Raw genomic sequence first — 25,539 nt, 5'->3', positions numbered from 1 at the left:
GCTAGCCTACGGGCATGGCGGTGACCAGAGCTCAGGCACGACAGTGGTTGGCCGACAACCTGGTCGGCGAGTTCGCCGCGCTCAGGGGGCTGGGCGGTCCCGGCCGGGAGCACGAGGCGTTCCAGGCCCGGCTGGACTGGGACCGGCACCTGGCCTCGGCGGGCTGGACCTGCCTGGACTGGCCGGTGGAACACGGCGGCCGGGGCGCGAGCCTGGACGAGCAACTGGTCTGGCACGAGGAGTACGCGCGGGCCAACGCCCCCGCGAGGGTCAACCACCTTGGCGAGAACCTGTTGGGGCCCACGCTGATCGCGCACGGCACACCCGAGCAGCAGCGGCGTTTCCTGCCGGAGATCGCCTGCGTCACGCAGTTGTGGTGCCAGGGCTACTCCGAGCCGGAGGCGGGCTCGGACCTGGCCGGTGTGCGCACCAGCGCGCGGCTGGACGGGGACGAGTGGGTGATCACCGGGCAGAAGGTCTGGACCTCGCTGGCGCACCTGGCGGACTGGTGCTTCGTGCTGGCCCGTACCGACCCCGCCGCGACCCGCCACCGCGGTCTGTCCTACCTGCTGGTGCCGATGCGCCAGCCGGGCATCGAGGTGCGGCCGATCCGGCAGCTGACCGGTACCGCCGAGTTCAACGAGGTGTTCTTCGACGGGGCGCGGACCGAGGCCGGGCTGGTCGTCGGCGGGGTGGGCAACGGCTGGGCGGTGGCCATGGCCACGCTGGGCTTCGAACGCGGGGCCGCCACACTCGGCCAGCAGATCGGGTTCCGGCGTGAGCTGGACGGGATCATCGCGCTGGCCCGCCGCAACGGCAGCGTCGCCGACCCGCTGATCCGTGAGCGGCTCACCAGGTCGGCGATGGAGTTGGAGGTCATGCGCTCGCACGCGCTGCGCACCAAGGCCGCCGACGCCTCGGTGACGAAGTTGTTCTGGTCCAGGTGGCACCGCGAGCTCGGCGAGCTGGCCGTGGACGTGCTCGGTGCGGAGTCGGTGATCGCCGAGCCGGAACTGGACCCGTGGCAGCGGCTGTACCTGTTCAGCCGGGCCGACACGATCTACGGCGGCTCCGACGAGATCCAGCGCACGATCATCGCCGAGCGCGTGCTCGGCCTGCCCAGACAGGAGCGCCGATGACCACGTTGCCGCCCTACCCGGCCGGGCACGACCTGCTCGCGGGCAAGGTCGTGGTGATCACCGCCGCCGCGGGCACCGGCATCGGCTCGGCCACGGCGCGGCGCTGCCTGGAGGAGGGCGCCCGGGTGCTGATCAGCGACTGGCACGAACGGCGCCTGGTACAGACCCACCGCGAGCTGGTCACGGCGCACGGGGACGCGGTGGCCGCCGCGGTCTGCGACGTCACCGACCAGTCGCAGGTGGACGCCATGCTGGGCGCGGCGGTCGACCGGTTCGGCAGGCTCGACGTTATGATCAACAACGCTGGCCTCGGCGGGACCAGGTCGGTGCTGGAGATGACCGACGAGGAGTGGGCGCGGGTGCTGGACGTCACCCTGAACGGCACGTTCCGCTGCACCAGGACCGCGCTGCGGCTGATGGTCGAGCAGGGCGCCGGGGGAGCGGTGGTCAACAACGCCTCGGTCGTGGGCTGGCGCGCGCAGGCCGGGCAGGCGCACTACGCGGCGGCCAAGGCGGGCGTGATGGCGCTGACCCGCTGTGCCGCCGTCGACGTGGCCGAGCACGGCATCCGGGTCAACGCCGTGGCGCCCAGCCTGGCGGTGCACCCGTTCCTGGCCAAGGTCACCACCGAGGACCTGCTCACCGAACTGACCGCCCGCGAGGCGTTCGGCAGGTCGGCGCAGCCCTGGGAGGTGGCCAATGCGATGGTGTTCCTGGCCAGCGACTACGCCTCGTACCTGACCGGCGAGGTGCTGTCGGTGTCCAGCCAGCACCCGTGAGGAGGACATCTTGAGCAAGCAGGGACGCCGTGCCGAGTTGCTCGCACTGGCCGCGCGCATGTTCGCCGAACGGGGCTTCCTGGCCACCACCGTGCGCGACATCGCCGACGCCGCGGGCATCCTGTCCGGCAGCCTCTACCACCACTTCGACTCCAAGGAGTCGATGGTCGACGAGATCCTGACCGGGTTCCAGGACGAGCTGTTCGGCCGCTACCAGGAGATCACCGGCTCCGGGCTGCCGCCGCGCGCCGCACTGGAGGCCGTGGTGGTGGCCTCGTTCGAGGCGATCGACCGCCACCACGACGCGGTCGCGATCTACCAGAACGAGGCCAAGTACCTCGCCCAGTTCGAGCGGTTCGGCTACCTGGACGACCGCAACGCCGAGTTCCGCAAGCTGTGGGTTGGCCTGCTGGAGGACGGGGTGCGCGAGGGCGCGTTCCGCCCGGACCTGGACGTGGAACTGGTGTACCGGTTCATCCGCGACACGGTGTGGGTGGCGGTGCACTGGTACCGCCCGGGCGGCGAGCTGTCCGCGCAGGCCGTGGCCGACCAGTACCTGTCGGTGGTGCTGGACGGCATCGCGACTCGGCGCCGCCCCGTCCGCAAGGGCTGAGGACGGGACTCGCGCGCCGGTGAGCGTGACTCGCGCTCCCCAGAGCGGGACTCGCGGGCTTTGCCGCGAGTCCCGCTCGCCCGACCGCGAGTCCCGGCCAGCCGACCGCGAGTCCCGGTCAGCGGTTGAGGAAGCTGATCACGGCGTCGCGTCCGGTGTGGCCCCGCTCGCGGTTCTGGATCGAGTGTGCGGCCCCCGGCACGACCACCAGCTTGCCGTCCGGCGCCGACCGCAGCTCCTGCCTGGCCAGCTCCAGCGGGGTGGACAGGTCGTGGTCACCGTTGAGCAGCAGCGTGGGCACCTTCGGCAACGGGCCCGCCGGGTTGCTGCCCGGTCGCACCACCGGCCAGTCCAGGCAGGTCTGCTGGTAGCCCTGGCCGATGGCCACCGCCTGGGTGAACGGCCACACCTGGCGCTCCGGCAGCAGGCGCCCGCTCAGCTCCAGCAGCGGCTCGCGCAGGAACCGCGGGGTCGCGGCGTTGCCCCAGGGCTGCGGGTTGTCCGTGCACAGCGTGGCCGTGTGCAGGCCCGAGCTGAAGTCGGCGGGCCTGCCGCCACCCGGAGCGCTGTCGGCCAGCAACCCGTCCAGCGCGGTGCTGTCCCCGCCGCGTGCGGAGTGGATCGCCGCGATCAGGTCGTGGTAGGTCGGGTCGGAGAACTCGTAGTCCACGATCGCGTCGTAGATCCGCACCCCGTCAGCGGCGCTGCGGTGGCGCACCACCCAGGCCAGGTCCTCGGCCGGGTCGAAGCCGCACTTCGCCTCGGCGCAGACCGCGCGGAACACCCGGGCCGTCGCGGACAGACCGGTCAGGTAGATCGAGTCCCAGCCGGTGCTGTAGTGGTGCGGCACGACCGAGTCCAGCACCAGCTTGGCCACGTGACCGGGCTGCGCGATGGCGTAGCGCGCGGCGGTGAACGAGCCGTAGGACACGCCGTCCACGACCATCTTGTCCACGCCAAGCGCGCGGCGCAGCAGGTCGAAGTCGGCCACGGTCTGGTCCGTGCCGTACAGCCCGGCGCGGTCGCCGAGCAGGCCCGCGCACTCGCGCACGGCGGCCGGGGTCGGCACCGCGATGTCCGAGCCGCCGACCTGCGCCTGCAACTGCGGGCAGTCCAGCGCACCCGCGCCGGTGCCGCGCTGGTCGAGCATGACGAACCGGTAGTCCGCGGCCAGCTCGGGCAGTCGCTGCCTGGCGATGCGCGTGATCGCGCCGACCCCGCCCTGACCCGGTCCGCCGGTCAGGAACAGCAGCACGCCCTTGGGCGCGGCCACGTTGTCCGCCGTGGCCACCGGCAGGTCCAGGCTGCCGGGCTTGTGCCCGGTGTGGTCCAGCGGCACGGTCAGCGTGGCGCAGGTGAAGCCCGGCTGGCCCGGGCACGGGTGCGCGCCCTTGAGCTGGGGCGGGATGGCCGCGGTCGCGGTGACGGCGGTGGCCACGAGGCTCGCCGCGGCGGTCAGGCACGCGACGGTGAGAAACCTGAGTCCCATACCGGCCGACGCTAGCGGGTCAGCAGTTGCCCAGCACCCGGGTTACGGCGATCTCCAGCACCACCCGGCGGGGATTGGTCCTCGGTGTCCGATACCGCTGCGCGTAACGACGTTCGCCCTCGGCCACCGACCCGGGGTCCGAGCGCAGCACCGCTCGACCCTCCACAGTGGACCACCGTCGGCCGTCCACCTGGCAGGCGGCCACCACGGCCCCCGCCGCACCCGCCGCCGCGACCAGCCGCGCCTTCTCCGAGTCGCCCGAGGTGATGACCCGCGCCAGGCCGGCGTCCAGGTCCAGCGTGACGCCCACCGGCACCACGTGCGGCGTGCCGTCCGGCCGGATCGTGGTCAGCGTGCACAGGTGCCGCTCACGCCAGAACTCGGCGAACCCCGCGCCCCGGGCGTGCAGATCGATGCTCACGGGAGGTCACGGTAGCCGAGACGTGTCAGGAAGGTGCCGTTCAGGACGCTGGACGTCGCGAAGGGCACCTTCGTGGCACGGGGTGGGGCCAGCGGGGTGCGGCAGCACGAGGCGCGGCGCCGTGCCGGGCCCGCGGCCACACGTCATGAAGGTGCCGTTGCGGGCGTTCAGCGTCTCGAACGGCACCTTCGTGGCGCGGCCGAGGGGCGGTGGCGGCCTGGCCGCGCGTGCCATGAAGGTGCCCCTTGGGTCGTTCAACGTCTCGAACGGCACCTTCGTGGCGCGGCCGAGGCGTGCTGCGAAAGGACCATTCGCTGCGTTCAGCGCAGTGAAAGCCACCTTCGCGGCGGTCGGGGCCGCCGCCCGCTCCGCGCCGCCAGCCGGGCCATGCTCGCCCGCCCGCCACCAGCCGGGCCACGCCCGCCAGCTCAACTCCACTCCACTAGTTGGGGCCGCCGCCCGCCCGCTCCGCGCCACCAACCGGGCCAGTCCGAGTCAGCCGGTCCCCGGGAACCACGGTGTTCCCGGGGACCAGCCAACGTGAATCGGGCCAACCGGCCCAATCCCGGCCCGCTACACCAGGGGCCGGTCGGTGGGCCGGATCGGCGCTGGCAGCACGTCCCGGCCGGTCAGGAAGGCGTCCACCCCGGCGGCGGCGGACCGCCCCTCGGCGATCGCCCAGACGATCAGCGACTGGCCGCGGCCCATGTCCCCGGCCACGAACACCCCGGGCACGCTGGTCGCGAACGACCGGTCGCGGGCCACGTTGCCGCGCTGGTCCAGGTCCACGCCCAACTCGGCGAGCAGGCCCTCGCGCTGCGGCCCCACGAAGCCCATGGCCAGCAGCGCCAGCTGGCAGGGCAGCTCGCGTTCGGTGCCCTCCACCGGCACGAACCGCCCGCCCTCGTTGCGGACCTCCACCAGCCGCAGCCCGCTCAGCGCGCCGGATTCGTCGCCCAGGAACTCCACGGTGGACACGGAGTACAGCCGCTCGCCGCCCTCCTCGTGCGCGGAGGTGACCCGATACAGCATCGGGTAGGTCGGCCACGGGTTGCGCTCGGGCCGGGTCCGCGGCGGCATCGGCATGATCTCCAGCTGGGTCACCGAGGCGGCGCCCTGCCGGTGCGCGGTGCCCAGGCAGTCCGCCCCGGTGTCCCCGCCGCCGATCACCACCACGTGCTTGCCCTCGGCGCTGATCGGCGACTGCGCGTAGGACTTGTTGGCGGGCGGCAGGTACTCCATCGCCTGGTACACCCCGGTCAGCTCGCGCCCGGGGATCGGCAGGTCCCGCCAGGCCGTGGCCCCACCCGCCAGCACGACGGCATCGTAGTCGCCGCGCAGCTGCGCCGCCGTGACGTCCACGCCCACGTTCACGCTGGCCCGGAACTGCGTGCCCTCCGCCTTCATCTGCTCAAGTCGGCGGTCCAGCCGCCACTTCTCCATCTTGAACTCGGGGATGCCGTAGCGCAGCAGCCCGCCGATCGCGTCGGCCCGCTCCAGCACCACCACGTCGTGGCCCGCGCGGGTCAGCTGCTGCGCGGCGGCCAGCCCGGCCGGTCCCGAGCCGACCACGGCCACCCGCTTGCCGGTGCGGCTCACCGGCGGCTGCGGGCTCACCCAGCCCTCGTCCCAGGCCCGGTCGATGATCTCCACCTCGACCCGCTTGATCGACACCGCCTCGCTGTTGATGCCCAGCACGCAGGCCGCCTCGCAGGGCGCGGGGCACAGCGCCCCGGTGAACTCCGGGAAGTTGTTGGTGGCGTGCAGCCGTTCGATGGCCTGCTGCCAGTCCTGCTTCCACACCAGGGTGTTCCACTCCGGGATCAGGTTCCCGAGTGGACAGCCCTGGTGGCAGAACGGGATGCCGCAGTCCATGCACCGCCCGGCCTGGCGCTCCAGCCGGTCGTTGCCGAACTCCTCGTAGACCTCGCGCCAGTCCAGCAGCCGCAGGTCCACCGGCCGGTGCTGGGCGTTCTCCCTCGGCGTGGTGAGGAAACCCCTCGGGTCAGCCATGAGCGGCCTCCATGATCGCCTCGTTGACGTCCCTGCCCTCGCGCTCGGCGCTGGCCCGCGCGGCCAGCACCCGCTTGTAGTCCTTGGGCATCACCTTCGTGAACCGGCCCGCCGCCGACTCCCAGTCGGTCAGCAGCGCGTGGGCCACCGCCGACCCGGTCTCCGCGTGGTGGCGGCCCACGACCTTGCGCAGGAAGGCCAGGTCCTCGGCCTCGAGCGGGTCCAGGTCCACCATCTCCGGGTTGACCCGCACCGGCACCGCGTCCAGCAGGTACGCCGTGCCGCCGGACATGCCCGCCGCGAAGTTGCGCCCGGTGGCCCCGAGCACCACGACCCGCCCGCCGGTCATGTACTCGCAGCCGTGGTCGCCCACGCCCTCCACCACGGCCAGCGCCCCGGAGTTGCGCACGGCGAACCGCTCGCCGACGCGCCCGCGCAGGAACAGTTCGCCGCCGGTGGCCCCGTAGCCGATCACGTTGCCCGCGATCACCTGGTGCTCGGCGGTGAACTGTGCCTGCTCGTGCGGGCGCACCGTGACGCGCCCACCGGACAACCCCTTGCCGACGTAGTCGTTGGCGTCACCGACAAGGCGCAGCGTGATGCCCCGTGGCAGGAAGGCACCGAAGGACTGGCCCGCGGTTCCGGTGAACGTCACGTCGATGGTGTCATCCGGCAGCCCCTCGCCGCCCCAGCGCCTGGTCAGCTCGGAGCCGAGCATGGTGCCCACGGTGCGGTTGACGTTGCGCACCGGCAACTCCAGCCGCACCCGGTCGCCCGAGGACAGCGCGCCCTCGGCGAGCTGGATCAGGGTGTTGTCCAGCGCCCGCTCCAGCCCGTGGTCCTGGTCGGTGGTGCGGTGCCGGGCCGCGCGCGGCTCCAGCTCGGGCACGTGGAAGATCGGCGTCAGGTCCAGCCCGGACGCCTTCCAGTGCCGCACCGCGCGCTGGGTGTCCAGCAGCTCGGCGTGCCCGACGGCCTCCTCCAGCGAGCGGAAACCCAGCCGCGCCAGTAGTTCCCGGACCTCCTCGGCGATGAACTCGAAGAAGTTCACGATGTACTCGGCCTTGCCGGTGAACTTCGCGCGCAGCGCCGGGTTCTGCGTGGCCACGCCCACCGGGCAGGTGTCCAGGTGGCACACGCGCATCATGACGCAGCCGGAGACCACCAGCGGGGCCGTGGCGAAGCCGAACTCCTCGGCGCCCAGCAGGGCCGCGACCACCACGTCCCGGCCGGTCTTGAGCTGGCCGTCGGTCTGCACCACGATGCGATCCCGCAGGCGGTTGGCCAGCAGGGTCTGCTGGGTCTCGGCCAGGCCCAGCTCCCACGGGGCGCCCGCGTGCTTGATCGAGGACAGCGGGGAGGCACCGGTGCCCCCGTCGTGCCCGGAGATCAGCACCACGTCCGCGTGCGCCTTGGACACCCCCGCCGCCACCGTGCCCACGCCGACCTCGGATACCAGCTTCACATGGATGCGCGCGGCCGGGTTGGCGTTCTTCAGGTCGTGGATCAGCTGGGCGAGGTCCTCGATGGAGTAGATGTCGTGGTGCGGCGGCGGGGAGATCAGCCCGACACCCGGCGTGGAGTGCCGGGTCCTTGCGATCCACGGGTACACCTTCGCGCCCGGCAGCTGACCGCCCTCGCCGGGCTTGGCGCCCTGGGCCATCTTGATCTGGATGTCGTCGGCGTTGACCAGGTACTCGCTGGTGACCCCGAACCGCCCGCTGGCCACCTGCTTGATCGCCGAGCGGCGCAGGTCCCCGTTGGCGTCGGGCAGGAAGCGCTCGGCGTCCTCCCCGCCCTCACCGGTGTTGGACTTGGCGCCCAACCGGTTCATCGCGATGGCCAGCACCTCGTGCATCTCCTGGGAGATCGAGCCGTAGGAGATGGCCCCGCTCGCGAACCGCTTGACGATCTCCGAGACCGGCTCGACCTCCTCGATCGGCACCGGCTCGCGCACACCCTCGCGGAAGCGGAACAGCCCGCGCAGGGTCATCAGCCGCTCGGACTGGTCGTTGACGGCCTCGGTGTACTCCTTGAACACCTCGTAGCGCCGCGACCGGGTCGAGTGCTGGAGCTTGAACACCGTGGTGGGGTTGAACAGGTGCGCCTCACCCTCGCGGCGCCACTGGTACTCCCCGCCGGTCTCCAGCTCGCGGTGGGCGGCGCGCACCCCGTCGACCGGGAAGGCCCTGCGGTGGCGCAGGGCCACCTCGCGGGCCAGCTCCTCGAAGCCGACACCGCCCAGCCGCGAGGTGGTGCCGGTGAAGCAGGAGTCGATCACCTCGGCGCCCACGCCGATCGCCTCGAAGATCTGCGCGCCGGTGTAGGAGGCCACTGTGGACACTCCCATCTTGGACATGGTCTTGCGCACGCCCTTGCCCAGCGCCTTGATCAGGTTGCTGGTGGCCTTCTTCGGCTTGGTGTCGGGCAGTTCCTCCACCGTGGCCATGGCCAGGTACGGGTTGACCGCCGCCGCGCCGTAGCCGATCAGCAGGGCGATGTGGTGCACCTCGCGGGCGTCACCGGCCTCCACGACCAGGCCCACCTGCGTGCGGGTCTTCTCCCGGACCAGGTGGTGGTGCACGGCGCCGGTCAGCAGCAGCGAGGGGATCGGCGCGTGCTCGGCGTCCACGCCCCGGTCGGACAGCACGATCAGCCGCGCCCCGCCCGCGATCGCCGCCGACACCTCGGCGCGGATCTCGTCCAGCCTGCGCACCAGGGCCTGCCCGCCGCCGTGCACCTCGTACAGGCCGTGCACCGTCACCGCGCGGAACCCGGGCAGGTCCCCGTCGTCGTTGATGTGCACCAGCTTGGCGAGCTCGTCGTTGTCCAGCACCGGGAAGGACAGCGCCACCCGGCGACACGACCTCGGCTCGGCGAGCAGCAGGTTGGTCTCCGCGCCGAGCACGGTGCCCAGCGAGGTCACCAGCTCCTCGCGGATCGCGTCCAGCGGCGGGTTGGTCACCTGGGCGAACAGCTGCGTGAAGTAGTCGAACAGCTGTCGCGGCCGGTCGGAGAGCACCGCGAAGGGCGCGTCGTTGCCCATCGAGCCGATCGGTTCGGCACCCGTGAGTGCCATGGGCCGCAACAACAGTTGCAGTTCCTCTTCGGTGTAGCCGAAAGCCTGCTGGCGGCGCACCAGCGAGGCGTGCGTGGGCACCTCGCGCTCCCGCTCGGGCAGCTCGTCCAACCGCACCAGCCCGGCCGCGACCCAGTCGGCGTACGGGTGCTCCGCGGCGAGCTGTCCCTTGATCTCCTCGTCGTCCACGACCCGGCCCGCCGCGGTGTCCACCAGGAACATGCGGCCCGGCTCCAGGCGGCCCTTACGCACGACGGTGGCCGGGTCGATCTCCAGCACGCCCGCCTCGCTGCCGAGCACGACCAGACCGTCCTCGGTGATCCAGTAGCGCGCGGGTCGCAGGCCGTTGCGGTCCAGCACCGCGCCGATCAGCGTGCCGTCGGTGAAGGACACCAGCGCGGGCCCGTCCCAGGGCTCCATCAGCGTGGAGTGGAACTCGTAGAAGGCCCGCCGCGCCGGGTCCATCTCGGTGTGGTTCTCCCACGCCTCGGGGATCATCATCAGCACCGCGTGCGGCAGCGAGCGCCCACCCAGGTGCAGCAGTTCCAGCACCTCGTCGAAAGAGGCCGAGTCGCTGGCGCCCCGCGTGATCACCGGGTAGATCCGGGACAGGTCGCCGGGGATCAGGTCGGTGGCCAGGTCCGTCTCGCGCGCGTCCATCCAGTTCCGGTTGCCGCGCAAGGTGTTGATCTCACCGTTGTGCGCCACGTAGCGGTACGGGTGGGCCAGCGGCCAGGACGGGAAGGTGTTGGTGGAGAACCGGGAGTGCACCAGGCCGATCGCCGAGGTGACCCGCGGGTCGGTCAGGTCCGGGAAGAACCGCTCCACCTGGGGCTCGGTGAGCATTCCCTTGTACACCACGGTGCGCGAGGACAGGCTCGGGAAGTACACGTCCGCGTCGTGCTCGGCGCGCTTGCGTACGCACAGCGCGATCCGCTCCAGCGCAAGCCCGGTCGCCGACTCGTCCAGCGGGGCCAGGAAGAGCTGGCTGAAGTGCGGCATGGTGGCCGCCGCAGTGGGTCCTACGTGGTCGGTGTCCACCGGCAGCTCACGCCAGCCCAGTACACGCGTGCCCTCCTCGGCCGCGATCCGTTCCACCACAGCGACCACCGCGGCCCGCTGTTCCGGGTTCACAGGCAGGAACGCCGTTCCGACAACGTATCCGCCCGCTTCGGGCAGTGCGAAATCAACCACCTGGCGGTAGAAGCCGTCGGGTACCTGGAGCAAAATGCCTGCCCCGTCACCGGTTTCCGGTTCCGCACCGCGTGCGCCGCGGTGCTCCAGGTTGCGCAGCGCGACCAGTGCCTTGCGCACGATCTCGTGGTCGCGGCGCCCGGCGAGATCGGCCACGAAGGCCACGCCGCACGCGTCGTGCTCGAACTGCGGGTCGTACAGACCTCCGAGCGGAGGCTGGTGGTGGGTCACGGCTTGCGGCCCTCCCGTGGTGGGACGCCCAAAGGGCGTAAGGTGCGCGGGGGTGCTCTCAACGCTGAGTGAGTTCGATTCGCACGACGCTGTGCGGAAGGGCGCCCCTCTTGGGGGTAGCTGCCATCGGCCCCGGGGTCACCGGGGTCTTGTGACGATAATGTGAACAGGGGGTTATCCGCATGCCCCGTGGTGTATCCCACGTGCTCTTGACAGCTTTCGGAGGCGGAAGTGGCGCTGGAAACGCAGGCAGATCCGGTGGACCTGGGTTTCGACCCGGAACGGCTCAGGCGGGTCGACTCCTACCTGGCCCGGTATGTGGACCGGGGCCTGCTGGCGGGCACCACCATGGCCATCTCCCGGGACCAGCAGCTGGCGCACGTCTCCCACCTGGGCTTTCGTGACCGGGAGGCCGGTCTGCCCGTCGACGGCAACACCCAGTGGCGGATCTACTCGATGACCAAACCGGTCACCTCCGTGGCCGCGATGACCCTGTACGAACAGGGCGCGTTCGACCTCAACGACCCGATCTCCCGCTGGTTGCCCGAATTCGCCGACATGAGGGTCTACGCCGCGGGCGCGGGTCGTGCGGCGCGCACGGTGCCCGCCGTTGAGCCGATCCGGGTGTGGCACCTGCTCACCCACACCGCCGGACTGACCTACGGCTTCCACCATGCGCACGCGGTGGACGAGATGTACCGTGAGGCCGGGTTCGAGGCCGACGTGCCGCCGGGGATGGACCTCGCCGGGGCGTGCCGGGCTTGGGCCGAGCTGCCGCTGGTGCACCAGCCGGGCACCGAGTGGAACTACTCGGTGGCCACCGATGTGCTGGGGCGGCTCGTCGAGGTGCTGTCCGGGCAACCACTGGACGAGTACTTCGCGAAGGCCGTGTTCGATCCGCTGGGCATGACCGACACCGCGTTCTGGAGCGACAGCGAGGACCTGGCCGCGCTGTACGTGGCGGCACCCGACACCGGCAAGGCCGTGCCCCACCCGGCGGTGGGGCAGGCGGCGACGAGGCCGCCCACCTTCCTGTCCGGCGGCGGGGGACTGGTGTCCACGGCCGCCGACTACCACCGCTTCACCCAGATGTTGTTGCGGCGCGGTGAACTCGACGGGGTGCGCGTGCTCGGGCCGCGCACTGTGGACCTGATGCGCGCCAACCACCTGCCCGGCGGGGCCGACCTGGAGGCGGTGGGCCGCCCGCTGTTCAGCGAGTCCCCGTTCGCGGGCACCGGGTTCGGGCTCGGCTTCTCCGTGCTGCTCGACCCGGTGGCCGCCAAGTGCCTGGCGCCCGCGGGGGAGTACGCCTGGGGCGGCGCGGCGAGCACGGCGTTCTGGGTGGACCCCGTCGAGCGGATCACCGCGCTGTTCTTCACCCAGCTGCTGCCCTCCAGCCTGCACCCGATCCGGCAGGGCCTGCGGCAACTGGTGTACCAGGCCCTCATCTAGTAGTGCGGTGTCCGGCAGCCCTCGCCGGTCCTTCCGCGCCCAGGCGGCGCCTCGCCGCACCGCCCCCGCGCCCCCGTACAACCAGTATGGAGACACGGGGCCGGCACGCCGATCCATCCACCTGGGCCGCGAAATCACCCGACGAGGATTTTGGACACCGCACTGGCCACGGACTCTTCACCCACCCGTGCGGATCGGTTCGTCGGCAGTCCGCGCGGGTGGGTCACGCTCACCGCGTGTCGTCCAAAGGACTGATGGCTGGCAGGCGCACCCTGCCCGCGCACCTGACGGTGTACGTCTTCGCGATCGTGCCCCTGCTGGCGCTGCTGGCCGCCGTGCCACTGGCGTGGGGCTGGGGCATCGGCTGGGCCGACCTGGTGTCGGCCGCCGTCTGGTACACGATCACCTGCCTGGGGGTGACCGTCGGCTTCCACCGCTACCTCACCCACGGCGCCTTCAAGGCGCGGCGGCCCATGCGCATCGCGTTGGCCCTCGCGGGCAGCCTCGCCGTGCAGGGCCCGGTGATGCACTGGGTCGCCGACCACCGACGGCACCACGCGTTCTCCGACCGCGACGGGGACCCGCACTCCCCGTGGCGCTACGGCGGCTCGCCCCTCGGCCTCGCGCGCGGGTTCTGGCACGCCCACATGGGGTGGATCTTCGACCGCGAGCTGACCAACCGCGAGCGGTTCGCCCCCGACCTCGCCGCCGATCCCGACATGCGTGCCGTGCACCGGCTGTTCGGCCTGTGCACCGCGGTCACCCTGCTCGGCCCCGCGCTGGTCGGCGGGCTGGTCACCTGGTCCTGGTGGGGTGCGGTCACCGGGTTCTTCTGGGCCGGTGTCGTGCGCGTCGCCGCGCTGCACCACGTCACCTGGTCGGTCAACTCGATCTGCCACCTGATCGGCGAACGGCCGTTCAGCGCCCGTGACCGCTCCGCCAACTTCTGGCCCCTCGCCCTGCTCAGCATGGGCGAGTCCTGGCACAACCTGCACCACGCCGACCCGACCTCCGCCCGGCACGGGGTGCTGCCCGGACAGGTCGACGTGTCCGCGCGGCTGATCTGGCTGTTCGAGCGCGCCGGTTGGGTCCACGACGTGCGCTGGCCCAGCCCCCAGCGGCTGAGCCGGTTGAGCGCCAGCCCGGCCGTACCCGGCACCAGCGCCACCGCCTACCCTCGATCAGACGATCAAGGACTGGCGAAGGGAACCCTGCTGTGACAACGAACCTCGCCCGGCGCGGCGTGCTGGCCGCCATGGTGGCCGGTGCCGTCTCCACGGTCGGCGCCGCCACGGCGTTCGCCGCAACCAAGCCAACCCTGGTCAGCACCTGGGACCTGGCCGTCTACCAGGTGCTCGGGCCGAACGGCGAGGTGACCTACGAGTCCCGCGCCCCGCAGTCGCGCGGCAGGCTCACCTACACCGCCGAGCACGCGATGTCGGCGGTGCTGGAACTGGCCGCACCGGGTGGCACCCGCAAAGTCGTCGCCTACGCGGGCACCTGGACCCTCGCCGGTGACGTCGTGAGCCACAGCGTGCTGACCTCGCTGGAGGCGTCCTGGGTCGGCACGGTCCACCGTCGACAGGTGCTGTTGCAGGGCGACGTCCTGTCGCTGACCGTGCTCGACCCGGCCCCGGGCCAGGCGCCCAGCAGGCTCATCTGGCACCGCGCGGCCCCGAACCACTGACCCACGCGGCGGGTCCGGGCCGGGGACTGATCCCGGGCCCGGACCTGCTCCGCAGTGCAGGACACACCGTCCACGAAGCGCCGACACGCGGTACCGGAAGCGCCGACACGCGGTGCTCCCCGCGCCGGACCCGCCCCAGGGCGGGACTCACGCCCCGTAGAGCGGGACTCGCGTGGCCCAGGGCGGGACTCGCGCCCCGCTGAGCGGGACTCGCCGGGGGTTAGGGGCGGATCAGGACCTTCAGGGCCTGGCGGTCGTTCATGGCGCGGTAGGCGTCGGGGACCTCGTCCAGGCCCACGGTCCGGTCGAACACGCGGCCCGGCTCGACCGCACCGGAGAGCACGTCGGGCAGCAGTTCGGGGATGTACTGCCGCGCGGGGGCGATGCCGCCGACGATGCGCAGGTTGCGGCGGAACACCGACGGACCCACGTTGGCCTCCGAGTACTGCGGCACGCCGACCCGGCTCACCGATCCGCCGGGCTTCACCACGTCCAGCGCGGTGTCGAACGCCGCCTTGGTGCCGACACACTCCAGCACGCAGGTGACGCCGTCACCACCGGTCAGGTCGCGCACGGCGGCGACGGCCTGCTCGCCCCGCGCGGCCACGACCTCGGTCGCGCCGAACTCCCTGCCGAGGTCGGTGCGACTGGTGTGCCGTCCCAGCAACAGGATCTGCTCCGCGCCCAGTCGCCGGGCGGCCAGCACGGCGCACAGGCCCACGGCGCCGTCACCGATCACCGCGACGCTGGAGCCCTTCCGCACCCCGGCGCACACGGCGGCGTGGTGCCCGGTGGAGAACACGTCGGACAGGGTCAGCAGCGAGGGCATCAGCGCGTCGTCCTCGCCCACGGGCAGCTTGACCAGGGTGCCGTCGGCCTGCGGCACGCGCACGGCCTCGCCCTGCCCGCCGTCCACGTCGCCAGGGCCCCAGCCGCCGCCGTTGCGGCAGGAGGTCTGCAACCCGGCCTTGCAGTAGTCACAGGTGTTGTCCGACCACACGAACGGTGCGACCACGAGGTCACCGCGGCGCAGGGTGGCGACCTCGCCGCCGACCTCCTCGACCACGCCGATGAACTCGTGCCCCATGCGCACGCCCCGCTCCTGCACGGGGATCTTCTGGTACGGCCACAGGTCGCTGCCGCACACGCAGGACCGGGTGATGCGCACCACAACGTCGGTGGCCTCGCGCAGTCTCGGGTCGGCGACCTCCTCGACGCGGACGTCGCCGGGGCCGTACATCAGGGTCGCGCGCATGCTCTCTCCCAGTCGTGGCGGATCTCCGCCAACCACGCTACGACCTGGAGCGCACTCCAGGGCAAATCCTCAGCCCGCCCACTTCAGCACCGTGAACAAGGTCATCATCGTGGCCTGCACGCCCAGTGACAGCGCGAAGAGCGGGATCAGCAGGGCCGACCAGGACGGCTTGCGCCGGACGAAGACCGCCACGGCCAGGTACAACCCCAGGCAGGGCAACAGGTACCGGTACACCGACACGAGGTTGCTGTTCAGGGTGAACATGACCAGCGAGGCGGCGCCGAACAGGGCCAGCGGCAGACCGGGTCCGCGCAGTGCCCGCACCAGGTAGCAGCTCGCGAGCACCAGCAGCGCGAGGCCGACCAGCGGCAGGATCGTGTTCGGCAGGTCGTACTGGCCCCACGCCGCCTGCCCGCTCAGCAGCCGCCAGGCCTGGTGCGACTGCCTGACCAGGGTGAGCAGGATGTTCGGTTCGAACACGTGGTAGGCCCACTCGTTGGTGGCCCGGTACGCCTTGGCCATCGCCAGTGGGTCACCGGCCACAATGGACAGCCACGTGGCGTAGCCGAGCCAACCCAGTGCACTGGCGGGGAACCACAACACCTGCCAGGACAGCAGCCCGCGGACCTTCCAGTCCCGCGAGCGCCAGAACTCCAGGAAACACAGGCCCACGAACAGAATCGCCGTGATCCGGGCGGCGGTCAACGGGATCAGGCACAGTCCCATGTAGACCCACTGCCGCCGCAGCGCGAACAGGTAGGCCCAGAACGCGAGCGCGATGAAGATCGCCTCGCTGTAGAACTCGTGCAGGAAGAACGCCGGGGGAGCGGCCAGGTACAGGGCCACCAGCAGCCACGGGGCGAGGCGCCCGCCGAGCAGGTGCCTGCCGATGCCCAGCAGCGCGAGCACACCCAGCCAGGTGGCCGCGGTGTTCACCAGCAGACCGGCCCACAGCGTGGGCAGCGCACCGAAGCTCGCCCACTGCACCAGGAGCACCGCGAACGGGAACAGCGGGTAGAACGCGGGCGCGGCCTTGTTCGTCGCGTACTCCCCGTTGAGCACGCGCTGGAACCAGCCGCCGTCCCAGTTGCCGGTGTGCGTCACCACGGAGGGCATCGCGTGCTTGGACAGCGCGGACTGGATCAGCGCACCGGCGATGGTCAGCACGGCCTGCCAGGCGAGCACCAGCAGCAGCACGCGCACGGCGTCGCTGTGCAGCAGGCCGCGTCGTGGCCGGTCCCCCTCGCTGACGGCCGTGTCGATCCGCGGCGGCGTCAGAACACCGGTCATACTGGAACTCCCCTCACGGAGTGAGGGTGCCTCGGGCAGGGCACGGGTTGCTTCTCCGTGGTGCGGATCACGCTCGCAGCAGCTGGCTGGCGTAGCTGCTGAGCGCCTCCCGATCAGGTTGCTGGGTCTTGGCGATCAGACTGGCCACGTGCTTCTCCACCGTGCGCGGGGAGATGTGCAGCCTGGTCGCGATGGCCTTGTTGCCCAGCCGCTCCACCAGCAGCCGGAACACGTCGTACTCACGGACCGTGACCCCCACCGCGCGCAGCACGCGGGGCACCTGGTCCGTGCCGGTTCTTCGCTGCTGCACCGAGACGCCGACCTGACGCAGCAGGCCCCGGCACGCGCTGGCGGTCGCGGTGACCCCGAGCTGGTGGAAGTACTCCTCGGCACGGCGCAGCCACAGCACCGGCTCGCCCCAGCCGTCCGCGTGCGCCGCCTCGGCGGTCAGCCGCAGGCCCAGGTGGCGGGCCATCGGGAAGGCCACCGCCGCGCGCTGTGCGCCCTCCATCGCCGCCGCGGCCTCCTCGGCTCGTCCGTCCCTGCCGAGCAGGATCGCACGGGCCAGCTCCGCGAAGTGCCGGTTCCAGCGCATCGCGCCCGCGGGGGAAGCGGTCACCTCCCGGTGCTGCGCCCACCCGGCCCGTCCGGCCAGCACCCCCAACAGCAGGTGCAGCCCGTGCCGCCCGGCCAGGTGGAAGTTCGTCGGGTTCGCCGCCTCGTGCGCCAGCGCCTGGCCCAGTTCGCGCTCGGCCAGCGGGCGGTCCTCCTCAAGCAGGGCGCAGAACACCCTGGCCAGCCCCACCGACAGGGTCAGCTCCTGGGACTTGTCCCCGCCCCAGGCGCGGAACTCGGCCAGCGCGCTTTCCATGCCCCCGCGGTCGCACTGGTGCGCGGCCAGGGTCGCGCGGGTCATCAGCACGTACCGGGCGATGCCCGCCAACTGCAACCGGGTCGCCGACTCCCAGAGCCGGTCCACCAGTTCGCGCGCCGTGCCGAACTGCCCGCCCAGCACCGCACCCAGCGCGATCACCGCCTCGGCGTTGTACGACATGGTGATCGCGCCGATGCGCAGCGCCTCCTGCCTGGCCCGCTCCAGGCTGCCGGTGTCGGCCTCGGCCAGCCAGTCGATCCCGGCCAGCCTGGTCAGCGCGTAGCTGCGCTGCAACGGCAGGTGGTGCTCCTCGCTGATCTGCCTGGCCCGCTCGAAGCAGGCCACGGCCTCCGCCAGGTCGTGTTCGCGGGCGATGATGCCCAGCAGCTCCCAGGCCTCGCACTCCACCACCGGCAGGGACACCCGCCTTGCCGCCGCCGCGGCCCGCCTTGCCAGCGCCTCCGCGGTGCGGATCCGCTCCGGGCTGGGGGTCTGCAACACCAGGTACGCCGCGATCATGTCCACCGGCGCGCTGTCCTCGTCGCGGGCGTCCCCGCCCAGCAGGGCGCGGGCGGTCTCCACCTGCTCGATGCCGTCGGCCCCGCGCCCGGCCAGGTAGGCGACCTTGGCCAGCCGGGTGTGCAGGGCCGCACGCCGCGAGCGGTCCAGCCCAGCCCCATTCAGCGCTGTCCCGTCCAACTCGTCCAGGGTGCCGGCGAGCTGGAAGGCGCGCTCGAACTGGCCCGCCTCGGCCAGCGCGGGCAGCAGGGACTCCAGGATGTCCGCGCGGATACCCGCGTCGAGCTGGCTGGTCAGCAGGCGGTTCGCGCGGTCGAGCAGGGCCACGGCCGAGCCCGCTGCCCCGTCGCCCAGCGCGCGCCGACCCGCCTCCGCGAGCAGCCTGCCCGCCTCCGCGGTCTGGTTGGCGTCCAGCCGCAGCGAGGCGGCGAGCTGGCACCAGTGACCGGGCAGCCCCGGGTACAGGCGCTGCACGACATCGGCCACCTGGCCGGACAGCTCCGCGCGGTCGCTGGGGGTCAGCTGGCCCAGCAGGGCCTCGGCGGTCAGCGGGTGGCGGAAGGCGTACCAGTCGGGCGCGGGCTCGTCGGGGGTCACCAGCTGCGCGGCCACCCCGGCGTGCAGGTGCGACAGCAGGGTCCGGTCGTCGGTGCCCGCGACCTCGCGCAGCACCGCCAGCGGGAAGCGGTGCCCGAGCACGGCGGCCACCGACAGCAGCATCCTGCCCTGCGGACCGAGCCGGTCGGTGCGGTGCGCGATGCTGCGCACCAGTGCGGCGGGCACCTCCGTGCGCAGCTCGCCGACGACCCGCCAGCCGCCGCCCCCGCGCACGAGCAGCCCGTTGGCCACCATGCCGTGCAGCAGTTCCTCGACCACGAACGGGATGCCCGCGCTGTCCGCGTAGAGCTTGTCCACGACCTCGGCGGGCAGCGAGCCGGGCGGGGTCTCCAGGCAGGCGGCGGCCATGTCGCGCACCTGCCCGCGGGTGAGCCGGTGCAGCGGGAGCAGCCGGCCGGTGTGCCGCTGCTCGGCGGCACGGGCCAGGTCCAGCGCCCCGCAGGGCTCGTCCCGGATCGTGGCCAGCAGCACGATCGGCAGCCGGTCCAGGTTGTCCACCAGGTACTCGACCACGGCCAGGGTCTCGGCGTCGGCGTCGTGCAGGTCCTCCAGCACCAGCAGGCAGCCCGTCCCGCGCCCGGCCACCGCGAGCAGCCGCAGCACCGCCTCGGCCAGCACCACCAGCGAGCCGCCCGCGGACTCGGAGGTGTGCCACTCCGGGATGAGCCTGCCCAGCACCGGGCGGTACGGGCCCAGTTCCTCGTCCTGGAACGGCTCCCCACCGCGCAACAGCGACAGCAGCGCCTCGGCCAGCGGCCGGAACGGCACCATGGGGCCGATCGTGGAGCCCCGTCCGCGCAGCACCCGCATGCCCCGGTCGAAGGCCGTGCCCCCGGCGGCGGCCGCCAGCCGGGACTTGCCGATACCGGGCTCGCCGACCAGGAACGCCGAGCTGCCCCTGGCGAGCAGCACCGTGTTCAGTTCGGCCAGTTCCTCGTCACGCCCGACGATCAGCGGAGCGCGGGTCTGCATGTGCAGACCTTAGACGGCGGGGCGTGACTTTCCCCGCCGTCCAGGCCGATGCCCGCGGAATTCGGTGATCAGGCCTGCGGGTGGCCCACGATGCTGACCACGGTGCTCACGTTCGCGGTGACCGCCGCGAACGCCCCCATGCCCACGGTCAGACCGAGCAGCGCGGTGGCGCGCAGTCCGGCCCGTGTTCTCGGCTGCACCGAGATCTCGCCCGCGGGATTCGCGCCGCTGTCCACGGTCTCGTCCACGACCGGCTCGTTGCGCATGGCCTCGCTCATCCCAGTTGACTCCTTGTCGAGTTGGTTGTGTCGAGTTGCAGCACGGACGGCACGTGGGCGAAGCCCAGCCGGAGCAGGCCGTAGCCGATCCCGGCCAGCCCGCTGAGCAGGCCGGGGGTCGGCACGCCGTCCGGGGTGCCGCAGCGCGGACCGTACTGGCTGAGCGATCCCAGCAGCAGCCCCGCCCGGCGGTTGCGGGCGGCCTCGGCCGCCTGATCGCCCCGTGACGCGAGCGCCGCCAGCGCGTCCAGCACGCCGAGCTCACCGTGACACAGGCTCAGGTCCCGCAACGGTGGTTGCTCGGCGAGCAGGGACACCTGCTGCGGCTCCCGCTCGGCCAGCACCAAGCCGGCCAGACCCGTGCACCAGCCCTGACCCTCGGTGTCGGTGCCGTGGCCGAATTCGTTGGCCGCCTGCTCGTGCCGTTCGCTGCCGATCGTCGCGGCCAGCCTGCGCAGCGCCCAGCCCACACCGGCGGGTCCGCGTGCGAACCCGGCGCCGGTGCTGGTCCGGTGCACCCCGGAGGTCAGCCGATCGGCGTAGCGGATGGCCAGGTCGCCCGCCTGGGCCAAGCCCGTCTCCCGGTGCACGGCCAGCATCGCCGCCAGCCCGCCCGCGAGTCCCTCCGCCACATCCGCAGGTTCGTCGGTGCCGGTGGTCCGCTCAAGGTCCGTTGCCAGATCGAGGGCCAGGCGCAGCGTGTCCGTGAGGTTCGCCCCGGCGAGCAGCCCGGACAGCCTGGCCAGCGCGTAGCAGATGCCGCCCAGCCCGTGGAAGCCGCCGGACCCCACCGCGGCGCCCAGTTCCCGGTTGGCCGCCAGGCTGGACAGCAGCGCGGGCAGCGGGCGCAGCGCGTCCACCGCGAGGTCCACGTAGCGCGGGGCGCCGGTCAGCTCCGCCAGCTGGGCCAGGAACAGCGCCACCCCGGTGTAGCCGTTGGCCAGCCCGGCGCCCATGGGCAGCACCAGCCACTGCCGTTCGTCCACCAGTTCCAGGCCCAGCCAGTTGACCCGGTCCTGGCCGGGGTGCGCGCGGGCGAGCAGTTCGTCGGCGATGCCGCAGGCGGCGGCCAGCAGTCGTTGCGGGTCGGGCACCTCGGCGGTCAGGTGACCGGGCAGCGCCTCGGCGGAGCGGTGCGGCACCGGACCCGGCCGGGTCGCGAAGGCGGCGGCGATCAGCCACTCCTGGGCGTGCCGGTCCACCTCGCCCATCCGGGACAGCTTGGCCCGCACCGAGGACAGCCCACTGACCGGCAGGGCCTGGCCCACCGGGCTGCCGTCGGCGGCCCACAGGTCGCGACTGCCGGGGCGGCAGGTGAACAGCGGCACGTCCCCGGCCCACAGGTCGGCGATCTCGTGCGGCACCAGCCGCCAGTGCAGCGGGTCCCGCAGCGAGTCGGTCCACAGCAGGTCGAACACCCGGTCCCGGTCCAGGGCGTCGCGCAGCACGTCGGGGTGCGTGGACTCGTCCAGCAGGGTGCCGTAGAGCTGGCTCGGCCGCGCCACGTAGCGGACCTCGTCCTCGACGAAGCCCGCCAGCAGCTCCGACAGTTCCTCGCGGTGCGCCACGATCCCGTCGTAGACCGCGCGGAACCCGTTGAGCAGCACGGACTGGTAGTCACCCGGCTCGGGCTCCAGCTCACCCAGGCGCGGCCGGTTGAGCGCGCCCGCACTGCGCAGCGTGCGGCGCACCAGGTGCATCGTGTCGGTACCGGCGGCGGCCCAGTCGGCGCTGTCCACCGGCAGGTGCGCGTCCCGGTCACCGCCCAGCCCCGACACGTCCAGCGCCCCGTTGTCCCCGAGCAGTACCTGCGGCAGCAGGCAGGTCCGCTGCACCGAACGCAGCAGGGCCGCCGCGGCCGGGTCCTCGCCGGAGGCGCTCACCGGCGGCAGCGTGGGGTGGAACAGGGTCTCCACGTCGACCAGCACCGGCTGGTCCCCGCAGGCGATCAGGTTCTCGTAGTGCGTGTCCGTGCCGTCCAGGGCGTAGAGCAGCGCGACCAGCGCGCCCTGGCGGTGGTAGAATCGGCTCACCTCGGCCACCGACCCGCACGGGCGGCTCTCGACGAACTCCAGCCAGCCGTAGCCCTGGCGCGTCACCAGCCGCACCCCGCGCAGGCCCAGCTCGGGAACCTTGCCGTTGAGCCAGTCCAGCAACTGCCCGAAGTGCTCGTGCAGGTCCAGCGGCCGGGGCTTGTAGACCACCCGCCTGCCGTCCGCGAAGACCAGCACGGCCACCGAGCGGCCCCGCCGGTGCGCGTCCCCGCTGTCGGCCAGCACCGAGACCAGCTCACCGGGATCGGTGCCGTCCAGCAGTTCCCGCACGACCACCGCCCGGTCGGCGTCCAGCCGCTCCAGCAGTTCGCGGTGCGCCGCCACGGCGTGCTGGCAGCTCTGCGCGAGCAGCCGGGCCAGCACGGGGTACGTGGTGAGCAGGCCCGGCAGGTCCAGGCCGCGGGCGAAGTCGGCGAACCGCTCGGTCGGCGTCTGCCCGGTCAGGTCCCCGCGCGCCCGCGCGCGGTTGAGCTCCAGCACGAGCGTGCGCGCGGCCACCCGCACCAGCCGTGCCCCCAGCCGCTTGCCGAACTCCTCGGTCAGCGGCCCCTCGCCGAGCTGGCGGCAGGCCGCCCGCACCAGCGGCCACAGCGCGCCCGCCAGCACCTCCACCCAGTTCTCGGCCGCCTCGCTCGCGCGGACCCGCCAGCGCAGGGCCGTGGCCACGTAGTCCGCCCAGTCCGGCCGGTGCACGCGGGCGGCCAGCTCCTCGGGCGCCTCACCCAGCAGACCGGTCAGCGCCGCCTCGTCCAGCCCGGTCTCCGCCAGCCGCCGGCCCAGCCAGTCGCGGTCGGGCGCACCGTGGGCGGACCGCCACTGCTCCAGTCGCAGCCGCGCGGACTCCGCGTGGTCGCGCGGGGCCGGTCCCGGCGCGGTCAGCCGCTCGTGCAGGGTCAGGCCACCGGCCCACCACGACCGGTCGCCGACGGCCACGGGGGGTTCACGGTGGCTCACGCGCTGAAACTTTGCACGCGGGCGCCGTCGGCACATGGGGGACTGGCCCCCAGATTCCCCTCGCCGCCAGGTTGTCCTGAACCGGACGAATTTGGGGGTGCGGTACCCATCCGCGAGCCCGATGCGGCACGAAGACTGCTGGTCATGTTCCCCCTGTCTCGCACCCGGCTCAGGCTCTGGCAGCTGGCCGGGTGCGACCAGGGGTCGATCGCCTTCCGGCTGTACGGGCCGCTGGACCTGGACGTGGTGCGGGCAGCTCTGCGGGACGTGGTCGTACGACACGAACTGTTGCACGCCGACGGCAGGCTCATCGCGGGCACCGACCTGGACCTGCTGGAACTGCGCTGCTCACGGTGGCAGCTGCCCGCCGCGCTGAGTGCGGCCTCGCACGAGCCGTTCGACCTGAGCAGGCAGCAGCCGCTGCGGGTGCGGATCCACACCCTGTCCGCCGAGGAGCACGTGCTGCTGCTGGTGCTGCACGGGGGGACCGGCTGGCAGTTCGGGCCGGTACTGGCCGACCTGGCCACCGCGTATGCCGCACGCAGCGCGGGCCGGGTGCCGAACTGGGCGCCGGTCCCGGTGGTGGCGGTCGACCGGGTGCCCCAGCCGCGCAGGCTGCGGTACTGGTCGGACACCCTGGCCGGGTTGCCGGAGGAGCTGCCGCTGCCCACCGACCACCCGCGCCCGCACATGCCGGGGCATCGGCGCGGGCAGGTCGAGTTCGCGTTCGACCCGGAACTGGCCGAGGTGGCGCGGGCCTGGGGCACCACCCCGTTCACGGTGGTGCAGGCGGGCTTGGCGGCGCTGCTGTTCCGGCTGGGCGCGGGGGAGGACCTGCCGCTGGGCACGGTGATCGCCGCGGAGCACGACGAGTTCTCGGGCAACGCGTTGGTGCTGCGCACCGACGTGGGTGGGGACCCGGGTTTCCGCGAACTGGTGCGCAGGGTGCACGAGGCGAACGGGGCCGCCTTCGCACACCGGCACGTGCCGTTCGCGGACGTGGTCGACACGGTCAACCCGACCAGGTCGGCCGCACGGCACCCGCTGTTCCAGGTGCTGCTGGTGCAGGACGGTGGCGCCGAGCGCGCCCTGCCACTGCCCGGCCTCACGGTGCGCGGCGAACCGATCGGAGACCAGGCCGCTGGGGTTGACCTGGGGCTGAGGTTCGCCGCGTCCGGCGAGGCGGTGCTGTGCTACCGCGCGGACCTGTTCGAGCGCGACACCGCCGAGGCGCTGGTGCGCAGGCTGCTGCGCCTGCTCGACCAGGCACTGTCCGATCCGGACGTCCGCATCGGACAGCTGGACCTGCTGGAGCCGGGCGAACTGCACGTGCTGGCGGACTGGGCCGAGACCGGCTCGGCGGCCCCGCAGACGACCCTGCCCGACCTGTTCGAGCGGCAGGTCTGGCTGGGCCCCGACTCGATCGCGTTGTCCTGCCAGGGGCGCGACACGACCTACGCCGAGCTCAACGTGCGGGCCAACCAGGTCGCGCACCGGCTGCTGCTGCACGGGATCGGCCCCGAGGACGTGGTGGCCCTCGCCCTGCCCCGCGGCCCCGAACTGGTGGTGGCGGTGCTCGGGGTGCTCAAGGCCGGAGCCGCCCACCTGGTGCTGGACCCGGCGCAGGACGTGCCGCCGGACGTGGCGCACGTGCTCACCGCGGGGGACGTGCCGACCGAGCCCGGCTCGGCTCCGGTGGGCAACCCGAGGCGGCGGCTGCACCCGCAGCACCCGGCCTACCTGATCCGGGCCGCGGGTCGCGGTGAGACGGTGGTCGTGCCGCACGCGGGCATCGCCGACCTGGCCGAGTCCACCCGCACCTGGTGGTGCCTGGAGCCGGACAGCCGGGTGTTGCAGTACAGCCCGCCGACCCAGGACGGCTACGTGGTGGAACTGGTGGCCGCCCTGCTCACCGGCGCGCGGCTGGTGCTGGCCCCGGCCGAGCGGCTGGCGCCGGGGCGTGCGCTCACCGAGCTGCTTGCCGAGCAGCAGGTGACCCACCTGGTGCTGCCGCCCGCCGCGCTGGCCGCCCTGCCCGACGGGGCGGTGCCCGAGGCCGCGGTGGTGGCGGTCAGCGGCGAGGGCTGCCGGCCCGAGGTGCTGCGCCGCTGGGCCACCGGGCGACGGGTGGTCACCTGCTACGGCGGCACCGAGACCACGGCCTGTGCCACGATGAGCGATCCGCTGGAGGATGGCGCGGTGGCGGGCATCGGCAGGCCCGCGTTCGGCCGCCGGGTGTACGTGTTGGACGGTGCCCTGCGCCGGGTGCCCATCGGCGTGCCCGGTGAGTTGTACGTGGCGGGCGGGCTGGCACGCGGTTACCAGGGGGAGCCGGGGCTGACCGCGCAGCGCTTCGTGCCCGATCCCTTCGGTGAGCCGGGCTCACGCATGTACCGGACGGGCGACCTGGTTCGCTGGCTCGGTGACGGCAGCCTCCAGTACCTGGAGCGGGTGGACGAGCGCGCTCAGGTGCGCGGCTTCCGTTTGCAACTGGGACGCATCGAGTCCACTCTGCACACCGAGCCCGCCGACTCGCCCGCCCGGTGACGGTGCGTTGTCGCAAGCGGTCTCCCGGTGCCCTGACGTGAGGGTTCACACCGACCTGCACCAGGTAGGCCGCCTCCGGGC

The 25,539-nt window shown here is 72.7% G+C and carries 16 protein-coding genes; 7 read left to right on the top strand and 9 right to left on the bottom strand.

Translation table 11 applies throughout. The features are described 5' to 3' along the window. The first annotated feature begins 14 nt into the window (after window positions 1-14). From KALB_RS25180 to KALB_RS25170, 3 genes are read left to right on the top strand one after another with little or no spacing between them, the layout of a single operon-like run. The gene (locus KALB_RS25180; RefSeq protein ID WP_025358481.1) at window positions 15-1,139 is read left to right on the top strand and encodes an acyl-CoA dehydrogenase family protein; all 1,125 of its coding nucleotides are present in this window, start codon (window positions 15-17) and stop codon (window positions 1,137-1,139) included. Then, window positions 1,136-1,918 carry an SDR family oxidoreductase gene (locus KALB_RS25175; RefSeq protein ID WP_025358480.1) on the top strand — a complete coding sequence of 261 codons (783 nt, stop codon included), beginning with the start codon at window positions 1,136-1,138 and terminating at the stop codon, window positions 1,916-1,918. The genes KALB_RS25180 and KALB_RS25175 overlap by 4 nt, the downstream gene beginning before the upstream one ends. Window positions 1,919-1,928: 10 nt before the next feature. Continuing rightward, window positions 1,929-2,531, top strand: coding sequence for a TetR/AcrR family transcriptional regulator (locus KALB_RS25170; protein WP_025358479.1), 603 nt, complete (start codon window positions 1,929-1,931; stop codon window positions 2,529-2,531). Window positions 2,532-2,649: 118 nt separating this feature from the next. Here KALB_RS25170 and KALB_RS25165 read toward each other — a convergent pair whose 3' ends face one another. From KALB_RS25165 to gltB, 4 genes are all read right to left on the bottom strand, one after another. Further along, window positions 2,650-4,020, bottom strand: a complete 1,371-nt coding sequence (locus tag KALB_RS25165) for an alpha/beta fold hydrolase (protein WP_025358478.1) — start codon at window positions 4,018-4,020, stop codon at window positions 2,650-2,652. Between the two features lie 19 nt (window positions 4,021-4,039). Continuing rightward, complete coding sequence (locus KALB_RS25160; RefSeq protein WP_025358477.1) at window positions 4,040-4,441, bottom strand: TIGR03618 family F420-dependent PPOX class oxidoreductase; 402 nt, start codon at window positions 4,439-4,441, stop codon at window positions 4,040-4,042. 573 nt (window positions 4,442-5,014) lie between these two features. Next, on the bottom strand, window positions 5,015-6,454 hold the full coding sequence (locus tag KALB_RS25155) for a glutamate synthase subunit beta (protein ID WP_025358476.1): 1,440 nt from the start codon (window positions 6,452-6,454) through the stop codon (window positions 5,015-5,017). Further along, window positions 6,447-10,958, bottom strand: a complete 4,512-nt coding sequence (gene gltB / locus KALB_RS25150; RefSeq protein ID WP_025358475.1) for a glutamate synthase large subunit — start codon at window positions 10,956-10,958, stop codon at window positions 6,447-6,449. Before gltB ends, KALB_RS25155 begins: the two co-directional genes overlap by 8 nt. A 231-nt stretch (window positions 10,959-11,189) precedes the next feature. Here gltB and KALB_RS25145 point away from each other — a divergent pair, with 231 nt between their 5' ends. The 3 genes from KALB_RS25145 (at window position 11,190) to KALB_RS44220 (ending at window position 14,097) form a co-directional block, all read left to right on the top strand. Next, entirely contained in the window at window positions 11,190-12,410 is a 1,221-nt protein-coding gene (locus tag KALB_RS25145) for a serine hydrolase domain-containing protein (protein WP_025358474.1), read from the top strand. Window positions 12,411-12,664: 254 nt separating this feature from the next. Continuing rightward, window positions 12,665-13,630, top strand: coding sequence for an acyl-CoA desaturase (locus KALB_RS25140; protein ID WP_025358473.1), 966 nt, complete (start codon window positions 12,665-12,667; stop codon window positions 13,628-13,630). Further along, window positions 13,627-14,097 carry a lipocalin-like domain-containing protein gene (locus tag KALB_RS44220; RefSeq protein WP_025358472.1) on the top strand — a complete coding sequence of 157 codons (471 nt, stop codon included), beginning with the start codon at window positions 13,627-13,629 and terminating at the stop codon, window positions 14,095-14,097. Before KALB_RS25140 ends, KALB_RS44220 begins: the two co-directional genes overlap by 4 nt. 220 nt (window positions 14,098-14,317) lie before the next feature. On the opposite strand, the gene KALB_RS25130 is transcribed toward KALB_RS44220, so the two are convergent. The 5 genes from KALB_RS25130 to KALB_RS25110 form a co-directional block, all read right to left on the bottom strand. Continuing rightward, complete coding sequence (locus KALB_RS25130; RefSeq protein WP_025358471.1) at window positions 14,318-15,352, bottom strand: zinc-binding dehydrogenase; 1,035 nt, start codon at window positions 15,350-15,352, stop codon at window positions 14,318-14,320. 69 nt (window positions 15,353-15,421) lie between these two features. Beyond that, window positions 15,422-16,642, bottom strand: a complete 1,221-nt coding sequence (locus KALB_RS25125; RefSeq protein WP_025358470.1) for a glycosyltransferase family protein — start codon at window positions 16,640-16,642, stop codon at window positions 15,422-15,424. 67 nt (window positions 16,643-16,709) lie between these two features. Beyond that, window positions 16,710-19,625 (bottom strand): helix-turn-helix transcriptional regulator, encoded by a 2,916-nt coding sequence (locus tag KALB_RS25120; protein ID WP_025358469.1) that lies wholly within the window; start codon window positions 19,623-19,625, stop codon window positions 16,710-16,712. 68 nt (window positions 19,626-19,693) lie between these two features. Next, window positions 19,694-19,903: a hypothetical protein gene (locus tag KALB_RS25115; RefSeq protein ID WP_025358468.1), complete on the bottom strand. Its 210-nt coding sequence runs from the start codon at window positions 19,901-19,903 to the stop codon at window positions 19,694-19,696. Next, window positions 19,900-22,911, bottom strand: coding sequence for a type 2 lanthipeptide synthetase LanM family protein (locus KALB_RS25110; protein WP_025358467.1), 3,012 nt, complete (start codon window positions 22,909-22,911; stop codon window positions 19,900-19,902). The genes KALB_RS25115 and KALB_RS25110 overlap by 4 nt, the downstream gene beginning before the upstream one ends. Before the next feature lie 144 nt (window positions 22,912-23,055). On the opposite strand from KALB_RS25110, the gene KALB_RS25105 reads away from it, so the two are divergent. Next, window positions 23,056-25,458: a non-ribosomal peptide synthetase gene (locus KALB_RS25105; RefSeq protein ID WP_025358466.1), complete on the top strand. Its 2,403-nt coding sequence runs from the start codon at window positions 23,056-23,058 to the stop codon at window positions 25,456-25,458. Window positions 25,459-25,539 lie beyond the last annotated feature (81 nt).

It is taken from the genome of Kutzneria viridogrisea DSM 43870 (assembly GCF_000525635.1).
GTDB classification, from domain to species: domain Bacteria; phylum Actinomycetota; class Actinomycetes; order Mycobacteriales; family Pseudonocardiaceae; genus Kutzneria; species Kutzneria viridogrisea.
The sequence above is the reverse complement of the archived record's forward strand: the minus strand, read 5'-3'. Positions and strand labels throughout refer to the sequence as shown.